Annotated in this window: 17 protein-coding genes; 5 read left to right on the top strand and 12 right to left on the bottom strand. The window is 68.3% G+C overall.

Annotated features, from left to right (window positions below; genetic code table 11):
• Positions 1–282 precede the first annotated feature (282 nt).
• From C5E07_RS06405 to C5E07_RS06395, 3 genes are all read left to right on the top strand, one after another.
• Positions 283–1,779: a DivIVA domain-containing protein gene (locus C5E07_RS06405; protein WP_181057855.1), complete on the top strand. Its 1,497-nt coding sequence runs from the start codon at positions 283–285 to the stop codon at positions 1,777–1,779.
• A gap of 84 nt (positions 1,780–1,863) precedes the next feature.
• Positions 1,864–2,910: an AI-2E family transporter gene (locus C5E07_RS06400; protein ID WP_104240694.1), complete on the top strand. Its 1,047-nt coding sequence runs from the start codon at positions 1,864–1,866 to the stop codon at positions 2,908–2,910.
• Positions 2,911–2,968: 58 nt separating this feature from the next.
• Positions 2,969–3,994, top strand: coding sequence for a putative zinc-binding metallopeptidase (locus C5E07_RS06395; RefSeq protein ID WP_258063793.1), 1,026 nt, complete (start codon positions 2,969–2,971; stop codon positions 3,992–3,994).
• On the opposite strand, the gene C5E07_RS06390 is transcribed toward C5E07_RS06395, so the two are convergent.
• The 11 genes from C5E07_RS06390 to rpsB form a co-directional block, all read right to left on the bottom strand.
• Positions 3,966–4,724, bottom strand: a complete 759-nt coding sequence (locus C5E07_RS06390) for an alpha/beta hydrolase (RefSeq protein WP_104298834.1) — start codon at positions 4,722–4,724, stop codon at positions 3,966–3,968. The genes C5E07_RS06395 and C5E07_RS06390 overlap by 29 nt on opposite strands.
• Positions 4,721–5,077 (bottom strand): hypothetical protein, encoded by a 357-nt coding sequence (locus C5E07_RS06385; RefSeq protein ID WP_104240783.1) that lies wholly within the window; start codon positions 5,075–5,077, stop codon positions 4,721–4,723. Before C5E07_RS06385 ends, C5E07_RS06390 begins: the two co-directional genes overlap by 4 nt.
• Positions 5,078–5,187: 110 nt before the next feature.
• The gene (locus C5E07_RS06380) at positions 5,188–5,952 is read right to left on the bottom strand and encodes a transglycosylase SLT domain-containing protein (protein ID WP_104298833.1); all 765 of its coding nucleotides are present in this window, start codon (positions 5,950–5,952) and stop codon (positions 5,188–5,190) included.
• A 130-nt stretch (positions 5,953–6,082) separates the two neighbouring features.
• Positions 6,083–6,733, bottom strand: coding sequence for a transglycosylase family protein (locus tag C5E07_RS19640; protein WP_219820054.1), 651 nt, complete (start codon positions 6,731–6,733; stop codon positions 6,083–6,085).
• Positions 6,734–6,812: 79 nt separating this feature from the next.
• The gene (locus tag C5E07_RS19915; RefSeq protein WP_104240691.1) at positions 6,813–7,421 is read right to left on the bottom strand and encodes a hypothetical protein; all 609 of its coding nucleotides are present in this window, start codon (positions 7,419–7,421) and stop codon (positions 6,813–6,815) included.
• A gap of 94 nt (positions 7,422–7,515) precedes the next feature.
• A complete protein-coding gene (locus tag C5E07_RS06365; RefSeq protein WP_374953083.1) occupies positions 7,516–8,076 on the bottom strand; it encodes a DivIVA domain-containing protein in 561 nt (186 codons plus the stop codon).
• 56 nt (positions 8,077–8,132) lie between these two features.
• The gene (locus tag C5E07_RS06360) at positions 8,133–9,314 is read right to left on the bottom strand and encodes a phosphatidate cytidylyltransferase (protein WP_258063792.1); all 1,182 of its coding nucleotides are present in this window, start codon (positions 9,312–9,314) and stop codon (positions 8,133–8,135) included.
• A 6-nt stretch (positions 9,315–9,320) separates the two neighbouring features.
• Complete coding sequence (frr, locus tag C5E07_RS06355) at positions 9,321–9,875, bottom strand: ribosome recycling factor (protein WP_104240689.1); 555 nt, start codon at positions 9,873–9,875, stop codon at positions 9,321–9,323.
• Between the two features lie 124 nt (positions 9,876–9,999).
• Positions 10,000–10,725 (bottom strand): UMP kinase, encoded by a 726-nt coding sequence (gene pyrH, locus C5E07_RS06350; RefSeq protein WP_104240688.1) that lies wholly within the window; start codon positions 10,723–10,725, stop codon positions 10,000–10,002.
• 150 nt (positions 10,726–10,875) lie between these two features.
• Positions 10,876–11,706, bottom strand: a complete 831-nt coding sequence (tsf, locus tag C5E07_RS06345; RefSeq protein ID WP_104240687.1) for a translation elongation factor Ts — start codon at positions 11,704–11,706, stop codon at positions 10,876–10,878.
• A gap of 27 nt (positions 11,707–11,733) precedes the next feature.
• Positions 11,734–12,639: a 30S ribosomal protein S2 gene (gene rpsB / locus C5E07_RS06340; RefSeq protein ID WP_104298832.1), complete on the bottom strand. Its 906-nt coding sequence runs from the start codon at positions 12,637–12,639 to the stop codon at positions 11,734–11,736.
• Between the two features lie 305 nt (positions 12,640–12,944).
• Between rpsB and C5E07_RS06335 the strand changes: the two genes are divergently transcribed.
• Positions 12,945–13,487: a murein hydrolase activator EnvC gene (locus C5E07_RS06335; protein ID WP_104298831.1), complete on the top strand. Its 543-nt coding sequence runs from the start codon at positions 12,945–12,947 to the stop codon at positions 13,485–13,487.
• Positions 13,488–13,528: 41 nt separating this feature from the next.
• Positions 13,529–15,130 carry a hypothetical protein gene (locus C5E07_RS06330; protein ID WP_146080533.1) on the top strand — a complete coding sequence of 534 codons (1,602 nt, stop codon included), beginning with the start codon at positions 13,529–13,531 and terminating at the stop codon, positions 15,128–15,130.
• A gap of 173 nt (positions 15,131–15,303) precedes the next feature.
• On the opposite strand, the gene C5E07_RS06325 is transcribed toward C5E07_RS06330, so the two are convergent.
• Positions 15,304–16,209 carry a tyrosine recombinase XerC gene (locus tag C5E07_RS06325; protein ID WP_104240683.1) on the bottom strand — a complete coding sequence of 302 codons (906 nt, stop codon included), beginning with the start codon at positions 16,207–16,209 and terminating at the stop codon, positions 15,304–15,306.
• Positions 16,210–16,250 lie beyond the last annotated feature (41 nt).

Genomic DNA, 16,250 nt, shown 5'->3' with positions numbered 1-16,250 from the left:
GTGCTCCTCTCGCGAGGGTGCCGTCGTCTTCCATGAGGTTCATGGAGACTCTCGACCCCTCAATCTAACGCACCGTGCCCGCACTTCCCCTGGAATACGCCGGTTTCGCCCCCGAATTCGGTGAATGCGCCCGCGGTCACGTCCCGAGAAGCTGCGATTTCCGGAGAGATGTCTCCGCCATTCCGAGCCTCATCAGGGCGCTGTTCGGAGCCGCCGTCTAGACTTCAGGACGTGCGCAGGCGGTCGGCGCGCACCTGCACCCTGACTCACGCGGAGGCGTCCTTGGCATTCGACGACATCAACTTCAACACGGCGATGCGCGGTTACAACCGCGAAGAAGTCGACGAGGTCATCAGGTCACTGCGCACGCAGCTCGCCCAGGCCGGCAACCAGGACTCCGGTGCGAGCCGCGAGATCGCGGCGATGAGGACCCGCATCAAGCAGCTCGAGTCCGAGCTCAACGAGGTCGGCAATCCCACCTACTCCGGCCTCGGCACGAAGCTCGCGGGCACGCTCGCGACGGCCGAGCAGCAGGCGCAGAAGCTCACTGCCGAGGCGCAGCGCGAGGCCGACAAGATCCTCAGCGAAGCGCACCGGAACGCGGCCCGCATCCACCAGGAAGCCAACGACTACGCGGAGCGGGTGACACGTGAGGCGGATGTTCGCGCCTCGCGCGTGCTGAGCGATTCCCGCTCGGAGGCCGACAGCCTCCTGGAGAACGCGAAGCAGGAAGCCGATCTCACGCGCACCAACCAGGAGCGCGAGATCGAGACGGTCAAGGACCAGGTCACGACCGAGCTGCGCGAGCTGCGCCACTCGACCGATCTCGAGATCAGCGCGCTGCGCGCGTCGGTCGACGAGGAGCTGGCCACGAAGCGTCAGGCCGTGGAGAACGAGATCGCCGAGTCTGCCGCTCGCCTCGCCGAGCGGCAGCGGGAGATGGAGAAGGCCCGCGCCGACTTCGAGCGCGAAGCCGCGGCTCGCCGCACGCAGATGGAGCACGAGCAGGAGGCGGAGCGCCAGGCAGCGAAGGGCGAGCTCGACGCGCTCCGCGAGGGTTCCGTCCGGGAGATGAACGCGAAGCGCACGGAGCTCGATGTCGAGCTCTCGAAGCGCCGCAACGCGTTCGAGCAGCAGCTCGTGGCCGCTGGCCGCAAGGCGGAGGCAGCAGCGAAGAAGCTCATCGACGACGCGACCGAGCAGCTCGCCGACCTCAACCAGCGCAGCGAGCAGGTTCGGCGCGAAGCGGGAAAGATCATGGCGGATGCGCGTCGCCGCGCGCAGGAGACGCAGGACCAGGCAGAGCGCAAGGCGGCCGACCTGCTCGAGACGAGCAACAAGCAGGCGCGCGAGCGCAACACGGAGGTCGAGCAGCACACGCAGAGCCTGCTCGACAACGCCGAGCAGCGCCTCTCGGAGCTCCGCGAGGAGCGCGACCAGGTGCAGAGCTACCTCGACCAGCTCAAGCGAGCCTTCTCGCGTACCGACTTCAGCCTTCCCGAGGCCGACGAGCAGATCACGAAGCGGCCCGCCGCTGACGACACCGAGGCGGCGGCTTCGGGCACCGACGCAGCCGAGGCGCACGCCTTCGCGCTCTCGAGCGGTGGCTCCCAGCAGGAGCAGGAGACTGCAGCCGACGACGTGAGTGCGACGTCCGAAACACCAAGCGAGCCCGCTGACGAGAGCACCTCGAAGGACGAGCCGGTCCCTGCTCAGGCCGCGGGCCAGGGCCGCGGACAGAACCCGAGCCAGAAGCGCGGAGGTCCGCGCCAGCGGTAGGCCCAGCGTGCGATCTCGACCCCTCCCGCGCGTCTAGACTCGGATCCCGGCCATCGGCCGGGATCCGATCAGGGGGAACACCGCATGCGCATCGAGAATCCGTTCAGGCTGGGCTTCGTCGCGACGGTCGGCGTGCTCGTAGCTCTTGTCCTCGGTGGCATGATCGCCTCGCTGAGCACGATCCTCACCTATATCGGTGCGGCACTGTTCCTGGCGCTCGGCTTCGAGCCGATCATCGCGTTCCTGGAGCGCCACCGCTGGCCCAGGTGGGCGGCGATCATCTCCTCGCTGGGAGGAGCCGCGCTCGCCCTCGGTCTTGTCGTGTGGGCGCTGATCCCGAGCATCTCGAGCCAGGTCGAGCAGCTCTCGGCTCGCTACACGTCGATCGTGAACGACCTCGCGGGCTCGAACGTCATCGAGTGGGTCGACGAGCGCTTCCCGGATCTCCAGGCCCAGGAGTTCGTGACCGACGCGCTCGAGTGGCTGCGCAACAACCTCGCCGCCATCGGCGGTGGCGTGCTCGAAGTCGGCTTCGGCATCGTGAACGCCTTCTTCGGGGTGCTCATCGTCTTCATCCTCATGCTCTACTTCGTCTCGAGCATGAACAGCATCAAGCGCGGCTTCTACCAGCTCCTGCCGGCCTCCCGCCGGGCCCGCACGGCCGAGCTGACCGAGCAGATCACGGCGTCCGTCGGGAAGTTCGTCCTCGGGCAGCTCGCGCTCGGCCTCGCAAACGGGATCCTGTCCTTCACGTTCCTCTCCATCATCGGCGCGTCGATGCCCGCCGTGTTCGCGATCATCGCCTTCCTCGGCTCGCTCATCCCCCTCGTGGGAACGCTGTCGGCGTCGGTCATCATCGTCGTGCTGCAGCTGGCGCTCATGCCCGTCGACAGCAGCGTGTGGTGGATGGCCGCCATCTACTACGTCGTCTACATGCAGGTCGAGGCCTACGTCATCAGCCCTCGCATCATGAGCTCGGCCGTGCAGGTCCCCGGCGCCATCGTCGTCATCGCCGCGCTCACGGGAGGCACGCTCCTCGGGCTCCTCGGCGCTCTCGTCGCGATCCCGATCGCGGCGGCCATCCTCCTCATCGTCAAGGAAGTCTGGATACCGGCGCAGAACGAGCGCTAGCCTCACGGCCGCGCAGGCCGAGCGTTGCACGGCCCGTTCTCCACCTATGATTCGAGGCGTGCAGAGCATCCAGTGCCCCCGTTGCGCGTCGCTCGTCATGCTCGAGTCGCTGTCGTGCGACGCCTGCGCGACGCCGATCGCCTTCCACGACGAGACGCAGGTCTTCGTCGACGTCAGCGGCGGAGCCGTCCTCGTCGAGGGCAGGCTGTGGCGGGAATGCGGGAACCGGAGCTGGAGGTGCAACTGGCTCGTGGAGGACGGAATCGCGACCTCGTCATGCCTCTCCTGCAGGCTCGTTCGCAAGCGCCCTGAGTCCGACGACACCCTCGCGCTCGAGAAGCTCGCAGAGGCGAACGCGGACAGGCGGCGCCTGCTCGCGCAGTGCCTGCACCTGCGCCTCCCCATCGAGAGCTACGCGGAACGTGACGGGGGTCTCGGGTTCGACCTGCTCTCGAGCCGGAGCTCAGGCCAGCGAGTGTCGATCGGCCACGCGAACGGCATCATCACGATCGACCTGGCCGAGACCCTGGATGCGCACCGCGAAGCGCTCAGAGTGCGTCTGGGCGAGCCGTACCGCACCCTCCTCGGTCATTTCAGGCACGAGATCGGCCACTACTACCAGTCGATCCTGCTCGACGACGAGACGCTCCTCGACGAGTGCCGAGAGCTGTTCGGGGACGAGCGCGCGAGCTACCGGGAGGCGCTCGAACGCCACTACCGCCTGGGCGCCCCCGAGGGCTGGTCGGCGTCGTACATCTCCGAGTACGCGACGATGCACCCCTGGGAGGACTTCGCCGAGACCTTCGCGCACTACCTGCACATCCTCGGATCGCTCTGGACGGCCGCCGCCTCGAACGTGGTGCTGCAGCCGGAGACGACCCCGCTCCTCGACTACACGGAGGAGCCCATCGAGCGGGTGCTCGCCGACTGGCACGAGGTCTCGCTGCTCCTGAACCGCTTGAGCAGAGCGATGGGCCAGAACGACCTCTACCCGTTCGTGCTGAACGCTCCGACCGAGGTGAAGCTCGGCTTCATGCACCGGATCGTGACGCGGATCACTCGCCGCTCGGCCACGACGAGCTGAGCGGAAGCGCCGCCGGGTTCGTGTGCTGCACTATCTCCGTCAGCACTCGCTTCGTCTGCTTCTCCCCCACCCACAGGTGCCGACCGTCGTCGACGGGCACGAGCTCGAGGTTCGGGAGGTGCGCGATACGCTGCGCCGCCTCGTCGGGCTTGAGGAAGTCGTCGTGCTCTGGCACGACCATGACGACCGGGATGCGCGCGTCCGCCCAGCGGTCGAGCTCGGCTTGGCTCGTGCGCCGCAGGGGCGGGGACAGCAGGATGAGGCCCTTGACGTCCGCGTGCTCGTGGCCGTGCTTGAGCGCGAGCTCGGTGCCGAACGACCAGCCGACCAGCCACGGGTTCGGCAGACTGCGTTCGCGGACGAACGCCATGGCGGCTTCGAGATCGGCGCGCTCGGTCTCTCCGTCACCGAACTCGCCGTCGCTCGTGCCTCGCGGAGAGCTCGTGCCTCGCGTGTTGAAGCGAAGCACAGCCAGGTCCGCCTGCGCGGGCAGACGCAATGATGCCTTGCGCAGCACGTGCGAGTCCATGAACCCGCCTGCGGTGGGCAGGGGGTGCAGGGTGACCAGTGTCGCGACCGGCTCACGGTGGAGGGGCAGCGCCAGCTCCCCGACGAGGGTCAGGCCGTCGCTCGTGTGCAGCTCGATCTCCTCGCGGCGAGCTGGCAGCTCCGTTCCGCTCCGGATCTCGATGGACTCGCCAGCTTCTCCGGCCGTCGATGCGTCGGTCATGCCATCCTCCAACAGTGGTTGTGCCAGTGGCGGCGGGCCGCCAAGGCGTGCTCGTCTCCGAGGATGCCCTCGGCCCGCCAGACGACGACGTGCGCGACTCCCGCCTCGACGGCGTTGGGGCAGCCAGGACACACGTAGTCCTTGACCGCCCGGACCGCCGAGATCGGCTGCACGGTGTAGGAGACGCCGCGGCGCACCTCCGTGCGGCGCCAGCCCTCGCGGAGACGCTCCAGCTCGTCGGCCTGGTCGCCAGCGCGGTCGGCGGCGGCCTGCTGCCGCTTCGCCGCGCGACCGCCCTTCGTCCTCGGGGACGGATCACCGCTTGGACGGCGGGATCGGTTCGAGCGGGGCATGACAACCATTCTAGGAAGCTCGTGGGAACCGAGCTGACAGACGACGCCGCGTGACTCTGAGGTCACGCGGCGTCGTGAGGCTGAGCCCAGCGGGCTCGAGGAGAAGTGGATCAGTACCAGTTGTTGGCTTCCGAGTGCGCCCACGCGCCGCACGGAGTGCCGTAGCGGCCCTTGATGTAGTCGATGCCCCAGCGGATCTGCGTCTCGGGGTTCGTGCGCCAGTCAGAGCCGTGCGTGGCCATCTTGCTGCCGGGAAGCGACTGTGGAATGCCGTAGGCGCCGGACGAGGGGTTCTCGGCCGCCGCGTTCCAGCCGGACTCGCGCTGCCAGAGCTTCTCGAGGCAGGCGAACTCGCCGGTACCCCAGCCCATGGACGCGACGACGTCGGCGGCAACCGCCTTCGACGTGCCCGGGTCGGGCGCGACGTAGTCGGGGCTGCTGTTCGACGACGACGACGACGAGGAGGAGGAGGAGGAGGAGGAGGAACTCGACTCCTTCTCGGTCGGTGTCGGAGTGGGGGTCGGCGTCGGGGTCGGCGTCGTCACGACGATGCCGGCCAGATCGTTGTCTCGCGGAGTCGCAGTCGGGGCGGCAGTGCCCTCATCTTCGACCGTTGCCTCGCCACTCGCCTCGACGGCGGAGACCAGGCTGACCTCGTATCCCTGGGCCCCCGCGGCAGTCAGGTCCGCGACGCTCGGCGCGATCGCAAGAGCTGGGGAGGCGCCGCCGGCGACACCCGCCTGCAGGATGGCCGTGAGCGCAAGGGCACCGACAGCGGTGCTCGCGGCGATGGGGACGATGATCTTCGCCCGTGAGCGTCGTGCGGCCGTCGGACGCGCTGCTCGCGTCGAGCCTGTGCGCTGCAACGTGGTCATTGATCTCCCGGGGTTGGAACTAGGGACTCCCCGAGGATAACGGAATGGTCACGGAATGGCAACGAAAACGGCATCAGTCGCCCGCCGACTGCCGCAGCCATTCGCCCCGGACGTCTGACCGGACTCCCGGTCAGTAGCAGCTCCACTGCCCCCAGCCGGCCTTCGCCTGCAGCATCTTGGCGCGCATTGTCTGCTCTTCCAGCGATGCGTCGGAGGGCAGGCCCGTCCCGCCGACGGACTGCCAAGTGGGAAGCGAGAACTGGTACATGCCGTAGTAGCCGTTCCCAGTGTTGATCGAAGGGTTGCCACCGGACTCGCACTGCGCGATGCGGGCCAGCGTGGCGTCGATGCTCGGGTCCGAGGAGACGTCGGCCTCCTTGTACGAGGATCCCCCGGATGAGGAGTTCTTGCTCGAGTTCGAGGGGGCGGACTCGGGCTCGGGCTCCGGCTCGGGCGTCGGCGTCGGCGTCGGGGTGACCACGACGATGCTGGCGATGTCACTCGTACGGCTCGTGTCCGCCGGCACCGCATCCACTGCGGAGACGAGGCTCACGGCGTAGCCCTGCGCACCCGCGGCGGTCAGCTCGTCGACGGACGCGACGGAGACGACTTCGCTCTCGCCCTGCCCCTGGACCCCCAGCTGGACGGTCGCAGTGACCGCGAGAGCAGCGATCGCCACTCCGGCCAGGGTCGGAACGATCACGCGGGCTCCCGCACGTCGGCGGAGGCCTGCGGGCCGTGAGGCCCGCGTCGAGCCGGTGCGGATGGCGGTGGTGGTCATGCGGGTACTCCCAGGTGGTTCGCGGTGGCGAGGTCTTCAGCCGAAGGTGACGCTGCGGTCGTGGGCAGCGGGTCCGAGGTCAATAGGAGCCGTTGTGCTGGTTCCAGGCGGCGCACGGGGTGCCCCACGCTCGGTCGATGTAGTCGATCCCCCACTTGATCTGCGTCAGCGGGTTCGTCTTCCAGTCGGCGCCCATCGTGGCGAGCTTCTCAGCGGGCCACGATTGCGGGATGCCGTACGCACCGGAATCGGCGTTCTCGGCCAGGTAGTTCCAGCCGGATTCCTTCATCCACAGCTTGTCGAGGCAGGACATCTGGTCGGCACCCCAGCCGTACTGGGTCTTGACCATCTCCTCGGTGATCTTCTTGAGCGAGGCAGGGTCGGTCGGCACGACGTCGATGCTGACGCTCGAGCCCCGGTCGTCGATGGTGGTCCCCTGCGAGCTCTCCCCCGAGACGGCGAGGACCGCGTACGCCTGCGCCTGCTCCTGCGACAGCTCCTGGATGCTCGGGCTCAGCGACGCGTCGGCCGAGGCTGTGGCCCCGGCACCCGTGAGGGTGGTCACTGCGATGGCCCCGGCTGCGACGACGCCGAGCGCCGATGAGCCGAAGATCGCGGCGCGGCGCTTGGCGCGAGTCTTGCGACGCTGGCGAGCACGCTCTCCGCGAGTTGCAGTGGTTTCCGGCATGGAGCTCCAACCGATGGGCCGAGGGGACCACGCAATCGTAACGGGGAGGTCACGATTTGACAACGCTCAGGCTCAGCTGAGGTGGCAGGTGTACCTAACGAATGGCGAGCATGACGTCGATGACGGCGTCGATGAGCAGGTCGACCTGCGTCTCCTTGTAGCCGTGGCGCTTCGGCGTGAACGCGACACCGCGGACCTCGCGGAGCGACATGGCGGTTCCACCGCGCAGGAAGTCAGCGAGCCTGCTGGAGAACTCGTCGACCTCCTTGACGTCGTATCCACGCTGCAGGACGGAGACGCGATCGAAGCGCTCGCCGTCTTCGCGACGGAGCCGAGCGAGGACCGCCCGGGCCGTCGTCTTCGTCTCGCGCAGGAAGACATCACGGCCGACCCGGTCGATGTGCTCGTCGCGTTCGCGGATGGCGACGGCGTCCTCGAGGCGCTCGAGCGCGGCATCGACGTGCGGGGCGGAGTACCCGCCCTTGCGCATCGTGAACGCCGTGTGGCGGATGCTGCTCGTCGAGAGGCGCTTGCCCTGCGTGCCGTTGTCGAAGTTGTCGTAACGCTGCCGGGCGACGCGGAATGCACGGTCGACCTCTTCGGCGTCGTAGCCGAGGGTGCCACGAGATGCCAGAGGGAATGAAGTGCTGCTCACGCGGTCCATTGTGCCGCATCACGAGCGAACATGTCGCACGGCTCCCCGGTGGGGCATCACCAGAGCGTCGAGTCTGCGCTCCAGAAGTACAGCGCGAACGCCATCGCTCCCGACGGCAGGATCGAGTCGATGCGGTCGAAGAACCCACCGTGCCCGGGCAGCCAGGAGCTCATGTCCTTGATCTTGAGGTCGCGCTTGATCATCGACTCGGTCAGGTCGCCGGCCGTGGCGGTGATGAGCAGCAGGGGCCCCATGATCAGGCCGAACCACCAGTCCTGGTCGAGGAGGAAGATGCTGACGAGGATGCCCACGACGATCGACGTGAGGCCGGCACCCGCGAACCCCTCCCAGGTCTTGCCCGGGCTGATCTTCGGCGCGAGCTTGTGCTTGCCGAAGTTGAGGCCGAAGACGTAGGCACCCACGTCCACGGCCACGACGATGATGAGGAAGCCGAGCACCCACCACTGGCCGTCCTCCTGCGAGGTGAGGAGCACCGTGAACGAGCCGAGGTACGAGACGTAGATGAGGATGAGCGCGGCGGCCAGGAAGTCGGCCCAGACCGCTTTCCGCGGTGGCCGATCGGTGGACACCGAGGCTTCCACGAGCCGCCACACCGTGACGACGAAGACGCCGATCAGCAGCGCGAGCCACTGCCCGACGACGTCGAAGTAGTAGGCGACAGGTTGGATGGCGACGGCTGCGACGACAAGCGGGATGCGCGGCACGTCGCGCCCGGCGCCGCGCATCGCGCTCGCGAGCTCGATCGTCGCGAAGATGACCATCGCGACCGCGAACGGGATGAAGAGCTGCTTGATGAAGATGAGGCTCGAGATGAGGAGCGCCCCGAGCACGACGCCGAAGAAGATCGCGAAGGACAGGTTGCGCCCACTGCGGGCGTTGATCGCGTCGTTGCGTGCCCGCAGCTTGTCGCGCTGCTCCCGCACCTGGGTCCGCGCCTGCTGCGCGCGCGATTCCAGGTCGTGAAGGATGTTCGTGCCGGTGTCACCAAGCCGCGATGGGCGGAGCGGGGTCAGGGGCGGCGCAGGAGCGCCGTCGCCCATGACCGGGAGATCGTCAGCAGCCGCGGGGGCTCCGGCCGCTGGTGCGCCGTCGCCCTCGCTGGCGGCGGGACCGAAGGCGCTCGGCGTCTCGCGCGCTTCGGAATCCGCCTCTGTCTCCCGGACCTCGCGGTCCAGGCGCTCGCCGGGGTCTGCCCCGTCACTCCCAGTCGTGGACACGAGCGACTAGACCTCGAGGAGCTCGGCTTCCTTGTGCTTGGAAGCCTCGTCGATGCGATCGATGTGCGCCTTCGTGAAGGTCTCGAGTTCCTTCTCGCCGCGAGCGATGTCGTCCTCGCCCACTTCGTCCTTCAGCGCTTCGAGGTCGGTCTTCGCCTTGCGACGGATGTTGCGGACGGCGACGCGCGCCTCCTCCGCCTTCGTCTGCACGAGCTTGACGTACTCCTTGCGGCGGTCGGCCGTGAGCTCCGGCATGACCACGCGAATGAGGTTGCCGTCGTTGCTCGGCGTGACCCCGAGGTTCGGCCGCGACACGATGGCCTTCTCGATCTCCTTGAGGGCCGACTTGTCGTAGGGCGTGATCACGAGAACACGAGCTTCGGGGACGGCGATCGACGCGAGCTGCTCGAGCGGCGTCGCGGTGCCGTAGTAGTCGACGGGGATCTTCGTGAAGAGCTGGGGGTTCGCCCGCCCCGTTCGCACCGTCGAGAAGTCTTCCTTCGCGTGGTCGACGGCCTTCGCCATCTTGTCTTTGGTCTCGGTGAGCACGTCGTTGATCACGGGGTGTCCTTTCCAGGGCGTTCTGCATCATCCTACCGAGATGGTCGGATGCGCACGCCACGCTCGAGGGCGCGGCGCACTGACGAAAATTGTCGCGGGGTGGCGGTTGCGGTGGGGCCCTCGACTAGTCGAGGCTCGACGTGACGAGCGTCCCGATGTCCTCGCCGAGGATGGCGCGGGCGATGTTGCCCTCTGGGCTCATGCCGAACACGCGCATGTCCATGCCGTTGTCCATGCAGAGGCTGAAGGCGGTCGAGTCGACGACCTTGAGGCCACGCTGGAGCGCGTCCTGGTAGGTGACCGAGTGCAGCAGCTCGGCGCTGGGGTCCTGGCGCGGGTCGGCGGTGTAGACGCCGTCGACACCGTTCTTCGCGACGAGCACCACGTCTGCTCCGACTTCGAGCGCACGCTGTGCGGCGACCGTGTCGGTCGAGAAGTACGGGAGGCCGGCGCCGGCGCCGAAGATGACGACGCGGCCCTTCTCCATGTGGCGCTTGGAGCGGAGCGGAATGTACGGCTCGGCGACCTGGCGCATCTCGATGGCGGACTGCACACGGGCGGGGGTGCCCGCCTGCTCGATGAAGTCCTGCAGCGCGAGGGCGTTCATGACGGTGCCGAGCATGCCCATGTAGTCGGCTCGCGCGCGGTCCATGCCGGCGTTCGCGAGCTGAGCGCCGCGGAAGAAGTTCCCTCCGCCGACGACGATGGCGACTTCCACGTCGCGTGCAGCAGCGGCGATCTCCTTGGAGATGCTCGTGAGCACCTCGGGATCGACACCCATCTTGCCTGCACCGAACGCTTCGCCAGAGAGTTTGAGGAGAACGCGTCTGCGCGGGGCCTGTGGTGACATTTGTGCTCCTTGTGGGATCGCTGATCGTCCACGAGCCTACCTTGTGCGGAGCGCGCACGAGTCTCAGCGGACCTCCTCGAGCGGGCTCCGGGGACACGAAACGGGGCCGGATGCTTGCGCATCCGGCCCCGAATTCGTGTGCGTCTGGCGTTAGGCGCCGACGCGGATGCGACCGAAGTCGACGACGTTGACGCCTGCGGCGTCAGCGATCTTCTTCACGGTCTGCTTGTTGTCGCGAGCGTAGTCCTGCTCGAGGAGCACGATCTGCTTGAAGAAGCCGGTCAGGCGTCCCTCGATGATCTTCGGAAGGGCTGCCTCTGGCTTGCCCTCGCTCCGAGAGATCTCCTCGACGATGACCCGCTCCTTGTCGATTGCCTCGGCAGGAACGTCCTCACGGGTGAGGTACTGCGGGTCGAACATCGCGATGTGCTGAGCGATGCCGCGAGCCGTAGCCGCGTCGTCGCCCTCGTACGCCACGACGACGCCGACCTGCGGTGGCAGGTCCTGCGAGGTGCGGTGCAGGTAGATCTCGAAGTTGGCGCCCTTGAGGAGGCTCACCTTGCGGAGTTCCATCTTCTCGCCCAGGATCGCGGCGACGCCATCGATGGTCTCCTTGACGGTCGTGCCGTCGACGGGGGCGGCAAGCGCCTCGTCGACGTTCGACGCGCCAGCGGCGGCCACAGCATCGAGCACCTTCTCGGAGAGTGCGATGAACTTGTCGCCCTTGGCAACGAAGTCGGTCTCGGTTGCGAGCTCGATGAGCGTCGCGGTGCCGTTTCCGTTGTCCTTCGCGGCGACGAGGCCTTCGCTGGTGGAACGGTCAGCGCGCTTCGCGTTGCCCTTCGCACCCTTGAGGCGGAGGATCTCGACGGCCTTTTCCTTGTCGCCGTCGGCCTCTTCGAGCGCCTTCTTCGTGTCGACCATGCCAGTACCGAGCTGCTCACGCAGCTCCTTGACATCAGCGAGGGTGAAGTTAGCCATGTGTGGGGTTCTCCCTAGTGCTTGAAGTTACTTGGACTCTTCGACGGCTTCGACAGCCTCGGCTGCTTCAGCAGGCTCGGCGGCCTCGGCAGGCTCAGCTGCCTCGACAGCCTCGGCCTCGGCAGGAGCCTCGGTCTCAGCAGGAGCCTCGACGACGGCCTCAGCGGCAGGAGCGTCGCCCTGCAGCAGGTCGTTCTCCCACTCAGCCAGCGGCTCGACCTCGGCCTGGCCTTCGGTCGGCTTCTGGTGGCGCTGGATCAGGCCCTCAGCTGCTGCGTCGGCGATGATGCGCGTCAGCAGCGCAACGGAGCGGATGGCGTCGTCGTTGCCCGGGATCGGGTAGTTGACGTCGTCCGGGTCGCAGTTCGTGTCGAGGATCGCGATGACCGGGATGCCGAGCTTCTTGGCCTCGTCGATCGCGAGGTGCTCCTTCTTGGTGTCGACAACCCAGAGCGCCGAAGGCGTCTTCGAGAGGTTGCGGATACCACCGAGCGACTTCTCGAGCTTGTCACGCTCGCGACGCTGGATGAGGAGTTCCTTCTTCGTGAAGCCGCGCGTCGTGTCGTCGAAGTCGACGAGGTCGAGCTCCTTGAGACGGTTGAGGCGCTTCTGGACGGTGCCGAAGTTCGTGAGGAGGCCACCGAGCCAGCGCTGGTTCACGTAGGGCTGGCCCACGCGGGTCGCCTGCTCGGAGATGGACTCCTGAGCCTGCTTCTTGGTGCCGACGAAGAGGATGGTGCCGCCGTGTGCGACGGTCTCCTTGACGAAGTCGAAAGCAGCATCGATGTAGCCCAGCGACTGCTGGAGGTCGATGATGTAGATGCCGGACCGCTCGGTGAAGATGAATCGCTTCATCTTCGGGTTCCAGCGACGGGTCTGGTGCCCGAAGTGCACGCCGCTGTCGAGCAGCTGGCGGATGGTGACGACTGCCATGGTCGTTCTCCCTATTCGAATGCGCATTCCTGCGCGCGGTTGTTCTCTGCGACCGGCGGCCGCACAGCCTGGTGCCCAGCGCGCACCCGCTCTCGCACCGAAGTGCTGGAGACCGATGGATGCACGCCTCGATGGGCACGCGAAGTCAGCCCGCATGGCGGGCTGCTGGCGTCAGTCTACACAGGAGCGGTGGCGCAGGGAACCGGTGCACGGACTCAGGTGCAGCCGAGCCTGTGGACAGGCGTCCTCCACACCTCGTGGTCGTCTGCCGCAGGGGCCCGCTCACCGGGCACCACGATGACACCATGCACCGCACCCCGGAGTCCCCAGCGTCCCTCGTCCGCCCCCGGCGCGGTCTCGCGACGCTCATTCTCCTCCTGCTCATGGCCAGCGCGACTCTGGGCGGCGCTCCGCACGCGGCCGGGGCTTCGAGCACGTGGAGCTGGCCCGTGGAAGCGCCTCCGAACGTCGCTCGTGGATTCGACCTCGCCGCCCGGTACGGGGCCGGCCACCGCGGCGTCGACATCTCCGCGGCACCGGGCGACGACGTCCGCTCCCCCGCCCCGGGAACCGTCACGTTCGCGGGCTTCGTCGTCGACCGACCGGTGCTCTCGATCCAGCATGCCGACGGCCTGCTCGCCAGCTACGAGCCGGTCGTCACACAGCTGAGACCGGGAGACGTCGTCTCCACCGGTCAGCGCATCGGAGAGCTGAGCATCGGGCATCGCCACACGCCCGAAGGGAACCTGCACCTCGGGGTTCGACGCGACGGCGCCTACCTCGACCCCGCCCCGCTGTTCGGGGTGCTGCGACCTCCTGCGGCCGTCTTGCTTCCCCTCTACCGATGAGCAGCCGACGCTCGCCACGACCCACACCAGAAAGGCACCACATGTCTCCTCTCCACCAGCAGCGACCGCCCTCGCCCGCCGGGACTGCCCATCGCACCGCGCACTCCCCATCACGCTGGATCACTCGACTTCCTCGCGCCGCAGCTGGCCTCGTCATGCTCGCCATGACCGCGTCGTTCCTGCTGTTCTCCGGAGCGCAGACCGCGAGCGCAGCCGGCTACGGCCCCGGCTTCGACGACGCCCAGAACGGCGGACAGGGACGGATCGGGGCCTACAGCTTCGAGGGACGCAACGTCTACTGCCTGCAGCCCTGGCTGCCCCGCCCGCTCGATGAGACGACGAAGGGAAGCGTCGTCGATGGCGAGCAGTTCCAGATGAGCGACGACGACACAGCCCGCGTGAACTGGGCCATCTCGACCCACGGGCAGTCCGCGGACCCGACGGTGACCAGCGCCGTCGCCATGTTCGTCTGGTCGCTCGCGGCCCCCGAAAGCTACTCGGGCCATGCGGTGAGCGGAGACGAGCACTACCTCGGACGTGTGCCCGAGGAGAAGCGGGCAGACGTCGGCAGCACCCTCGCGGCCATTCGCGCGGATGCGGCGAAGGTCGGCGCCAGCGCGCCGGTCGACCTCAAGGGCAGCCTTGCGTTCACGACCGACGGGGCAGATGCGAGAATGGGCACCGTCACCCTGGCAACGGAGGTACCCGGAGCCACGGGAACAGTGGTGCTGAGCGGCGCCACCTTCGTCGCCACCGGCGCCGAGACCTCGACGATTCGAGGCGGAGAATCGGCTCCGATCGTGGTCAGCCCCGCGGCCCTCGACCGCGGGCCCGTCACGGTGAGCGGCACCGCGAGCGTCACCTCTCCGTCTGTGCCCTGGGCCGCGAAGATCCTCGTCCTGCACACGCCAGGCGCTCAGCTGCTCGGAGGAAGCGGCGGCACCCTGCCCGGGGAGTTCACGGCCGTCGGCCAGGACCGAGTGCCTCGGGTGCCCGTCGCGACGCCGACCCCAACACCCACACCGGCCCCGACGGCGACGCCGACAGCCACGCCGACCTCAACACCCAAGCCCACGCCGACGGCAACGGCAACGGCAACGGCAACGCACCCCCCAACGACTCCGCCCACACCAATGGCAACCCGCACACCAACGGCCACGCCGACAGCCACAGCCACACCGGTACCGAGCGTGACCCCGAGCGCTCCTCCGATCCCTGCGAGCTCTGCCCCGACGAGCCCGCCCGTCAGCGCCGCGCCGCCCTCGGCTCCCGCGATGACGACACCTCCGGGGAACACGAACCCTCCGGAGAGCTCGAACCCTCCGGAGAGCTCGAACCCTCCGGAGATCTCCAGGCCGAGCACGACGCCCACGGCAACGCAGAGTGCCACCGCGTCGCCGCCGGCGTCCACGACGCCGGCACCCAGCGCGAAGGCGGGCACTCCAGCGCCGAGCACGGCGCCCGCGTCACCGCCGGCCGCCAGCTCGGCAGCCGCAGAATCATCGCCGTCGAGCTCGCCAGACGCCCTTGCCCAGACCGGGGCCGCAGGTATCGGCTGGCCCCTGCTCCTGGGCGCCGGAGCGCTTGTCATCGGCATCGGCGCGCTCGCCTGGGGACTGCTGAGTCGCCGACGCCAGGCCTGACCCGCCTCCACGCAGCGGAGCCAGATCCGCGAGGACGCAGGCACGCCTCGGCGGCCAGACCCGGCCGTCGAGGCGTGCCGGCCTGCCGGCCCGCTGGCCTGCCGGACTGCATCGTCCAGCGTCCAGCGTCCAGCCGTTTAGCCGTCCGGGGTCCAGCCAGATCGACCCCGGCTTCAGGCTCGGGGATGCGCCTGCAGGTACGACGCCTTCAGGCGCTCCGCGGAGACGTGGGTGTAGATCTGCGTCGTCCCCAGGTCGGAGTGGCCCAGGATCTCCTGGACGGCGCGGAGGTCCGCTCCCCCATCCAGCAGGTGCGTCGCCGCAGTATGGCGGAACGTGTGCGGCCCAGAAGGGCCACCGCCGGGCGCAGCTCCCAGCACCTCACGGGAGAGCGCGTACACGGTGCGGGCATCCAACCGCCCGCCGCGAGCACCGAGGAACAGCGCCTGCCCAGAACGCGGCTGCTCGAGGACCGGCCTGCCGACCTCGAGCCACCGCTCGACCGCCTTCGCAGCGTGCGCCCCGAACGGCACCACTCGCTCCTTGTCGCCCTTGCCGACGACCCTCACCACGCGCCGCCCCAGATCGACTGCCCCGACATCGAGCGAACAGCACTCCGAGACACGAATGCCCGACGCATACAGCAGCTCGATGATCGCGACATCGCGCTGCTCCACCGGATCGCCCGAGGACGCTCGCTCGGCGAGCGCGTCCAGGATCCCCCGCATTCCGTCAGCCGACACCACCCGCGGCAACGTCGACCCCGCCTTCGGGCTCTTCAGGCGCCGCGCCGAATCCGGGCCGCGGCCGGTCTCCTCGAGCCACGACGTGAACCCGCGAAAGGAAGCCGCCATGCGGGCGATGCTCGACGCGGCCTTGCCCGCCTGCGTCTGCTGCCACAGCAGATCCCTGAAGACCTCCAAGCTGAGCGCACCCGGCCCATCGATCCCAGCGCGCTCGCAGGAGTCGAGCAGGATGCCGAGATCGCCCGCATAGGCCTGCGCAGTCCGCGGCGACAGCCCACGCTCGGAGCGCAGCGAGCGCAGGTAGGCGTCGACCGCGACCGAGAGCTCCTGCATGCCCACCATCGTAGGTCGCAACCCAGACACCACGGCCGCGG

The organism is Pseudoclavibacter sp. RFBJ3 (assembly GCF_002931375.1).
In the GTDB taxonomy this organism is placed as follows: Bacteria; Actinomycetota; Actinomycetes; order Actinomycetales; family Microbacteriaceae; genus Pseudoclavibacter.
This window is presented reverse-complemented; position numbering and strand designations above follow the sequence as displayed.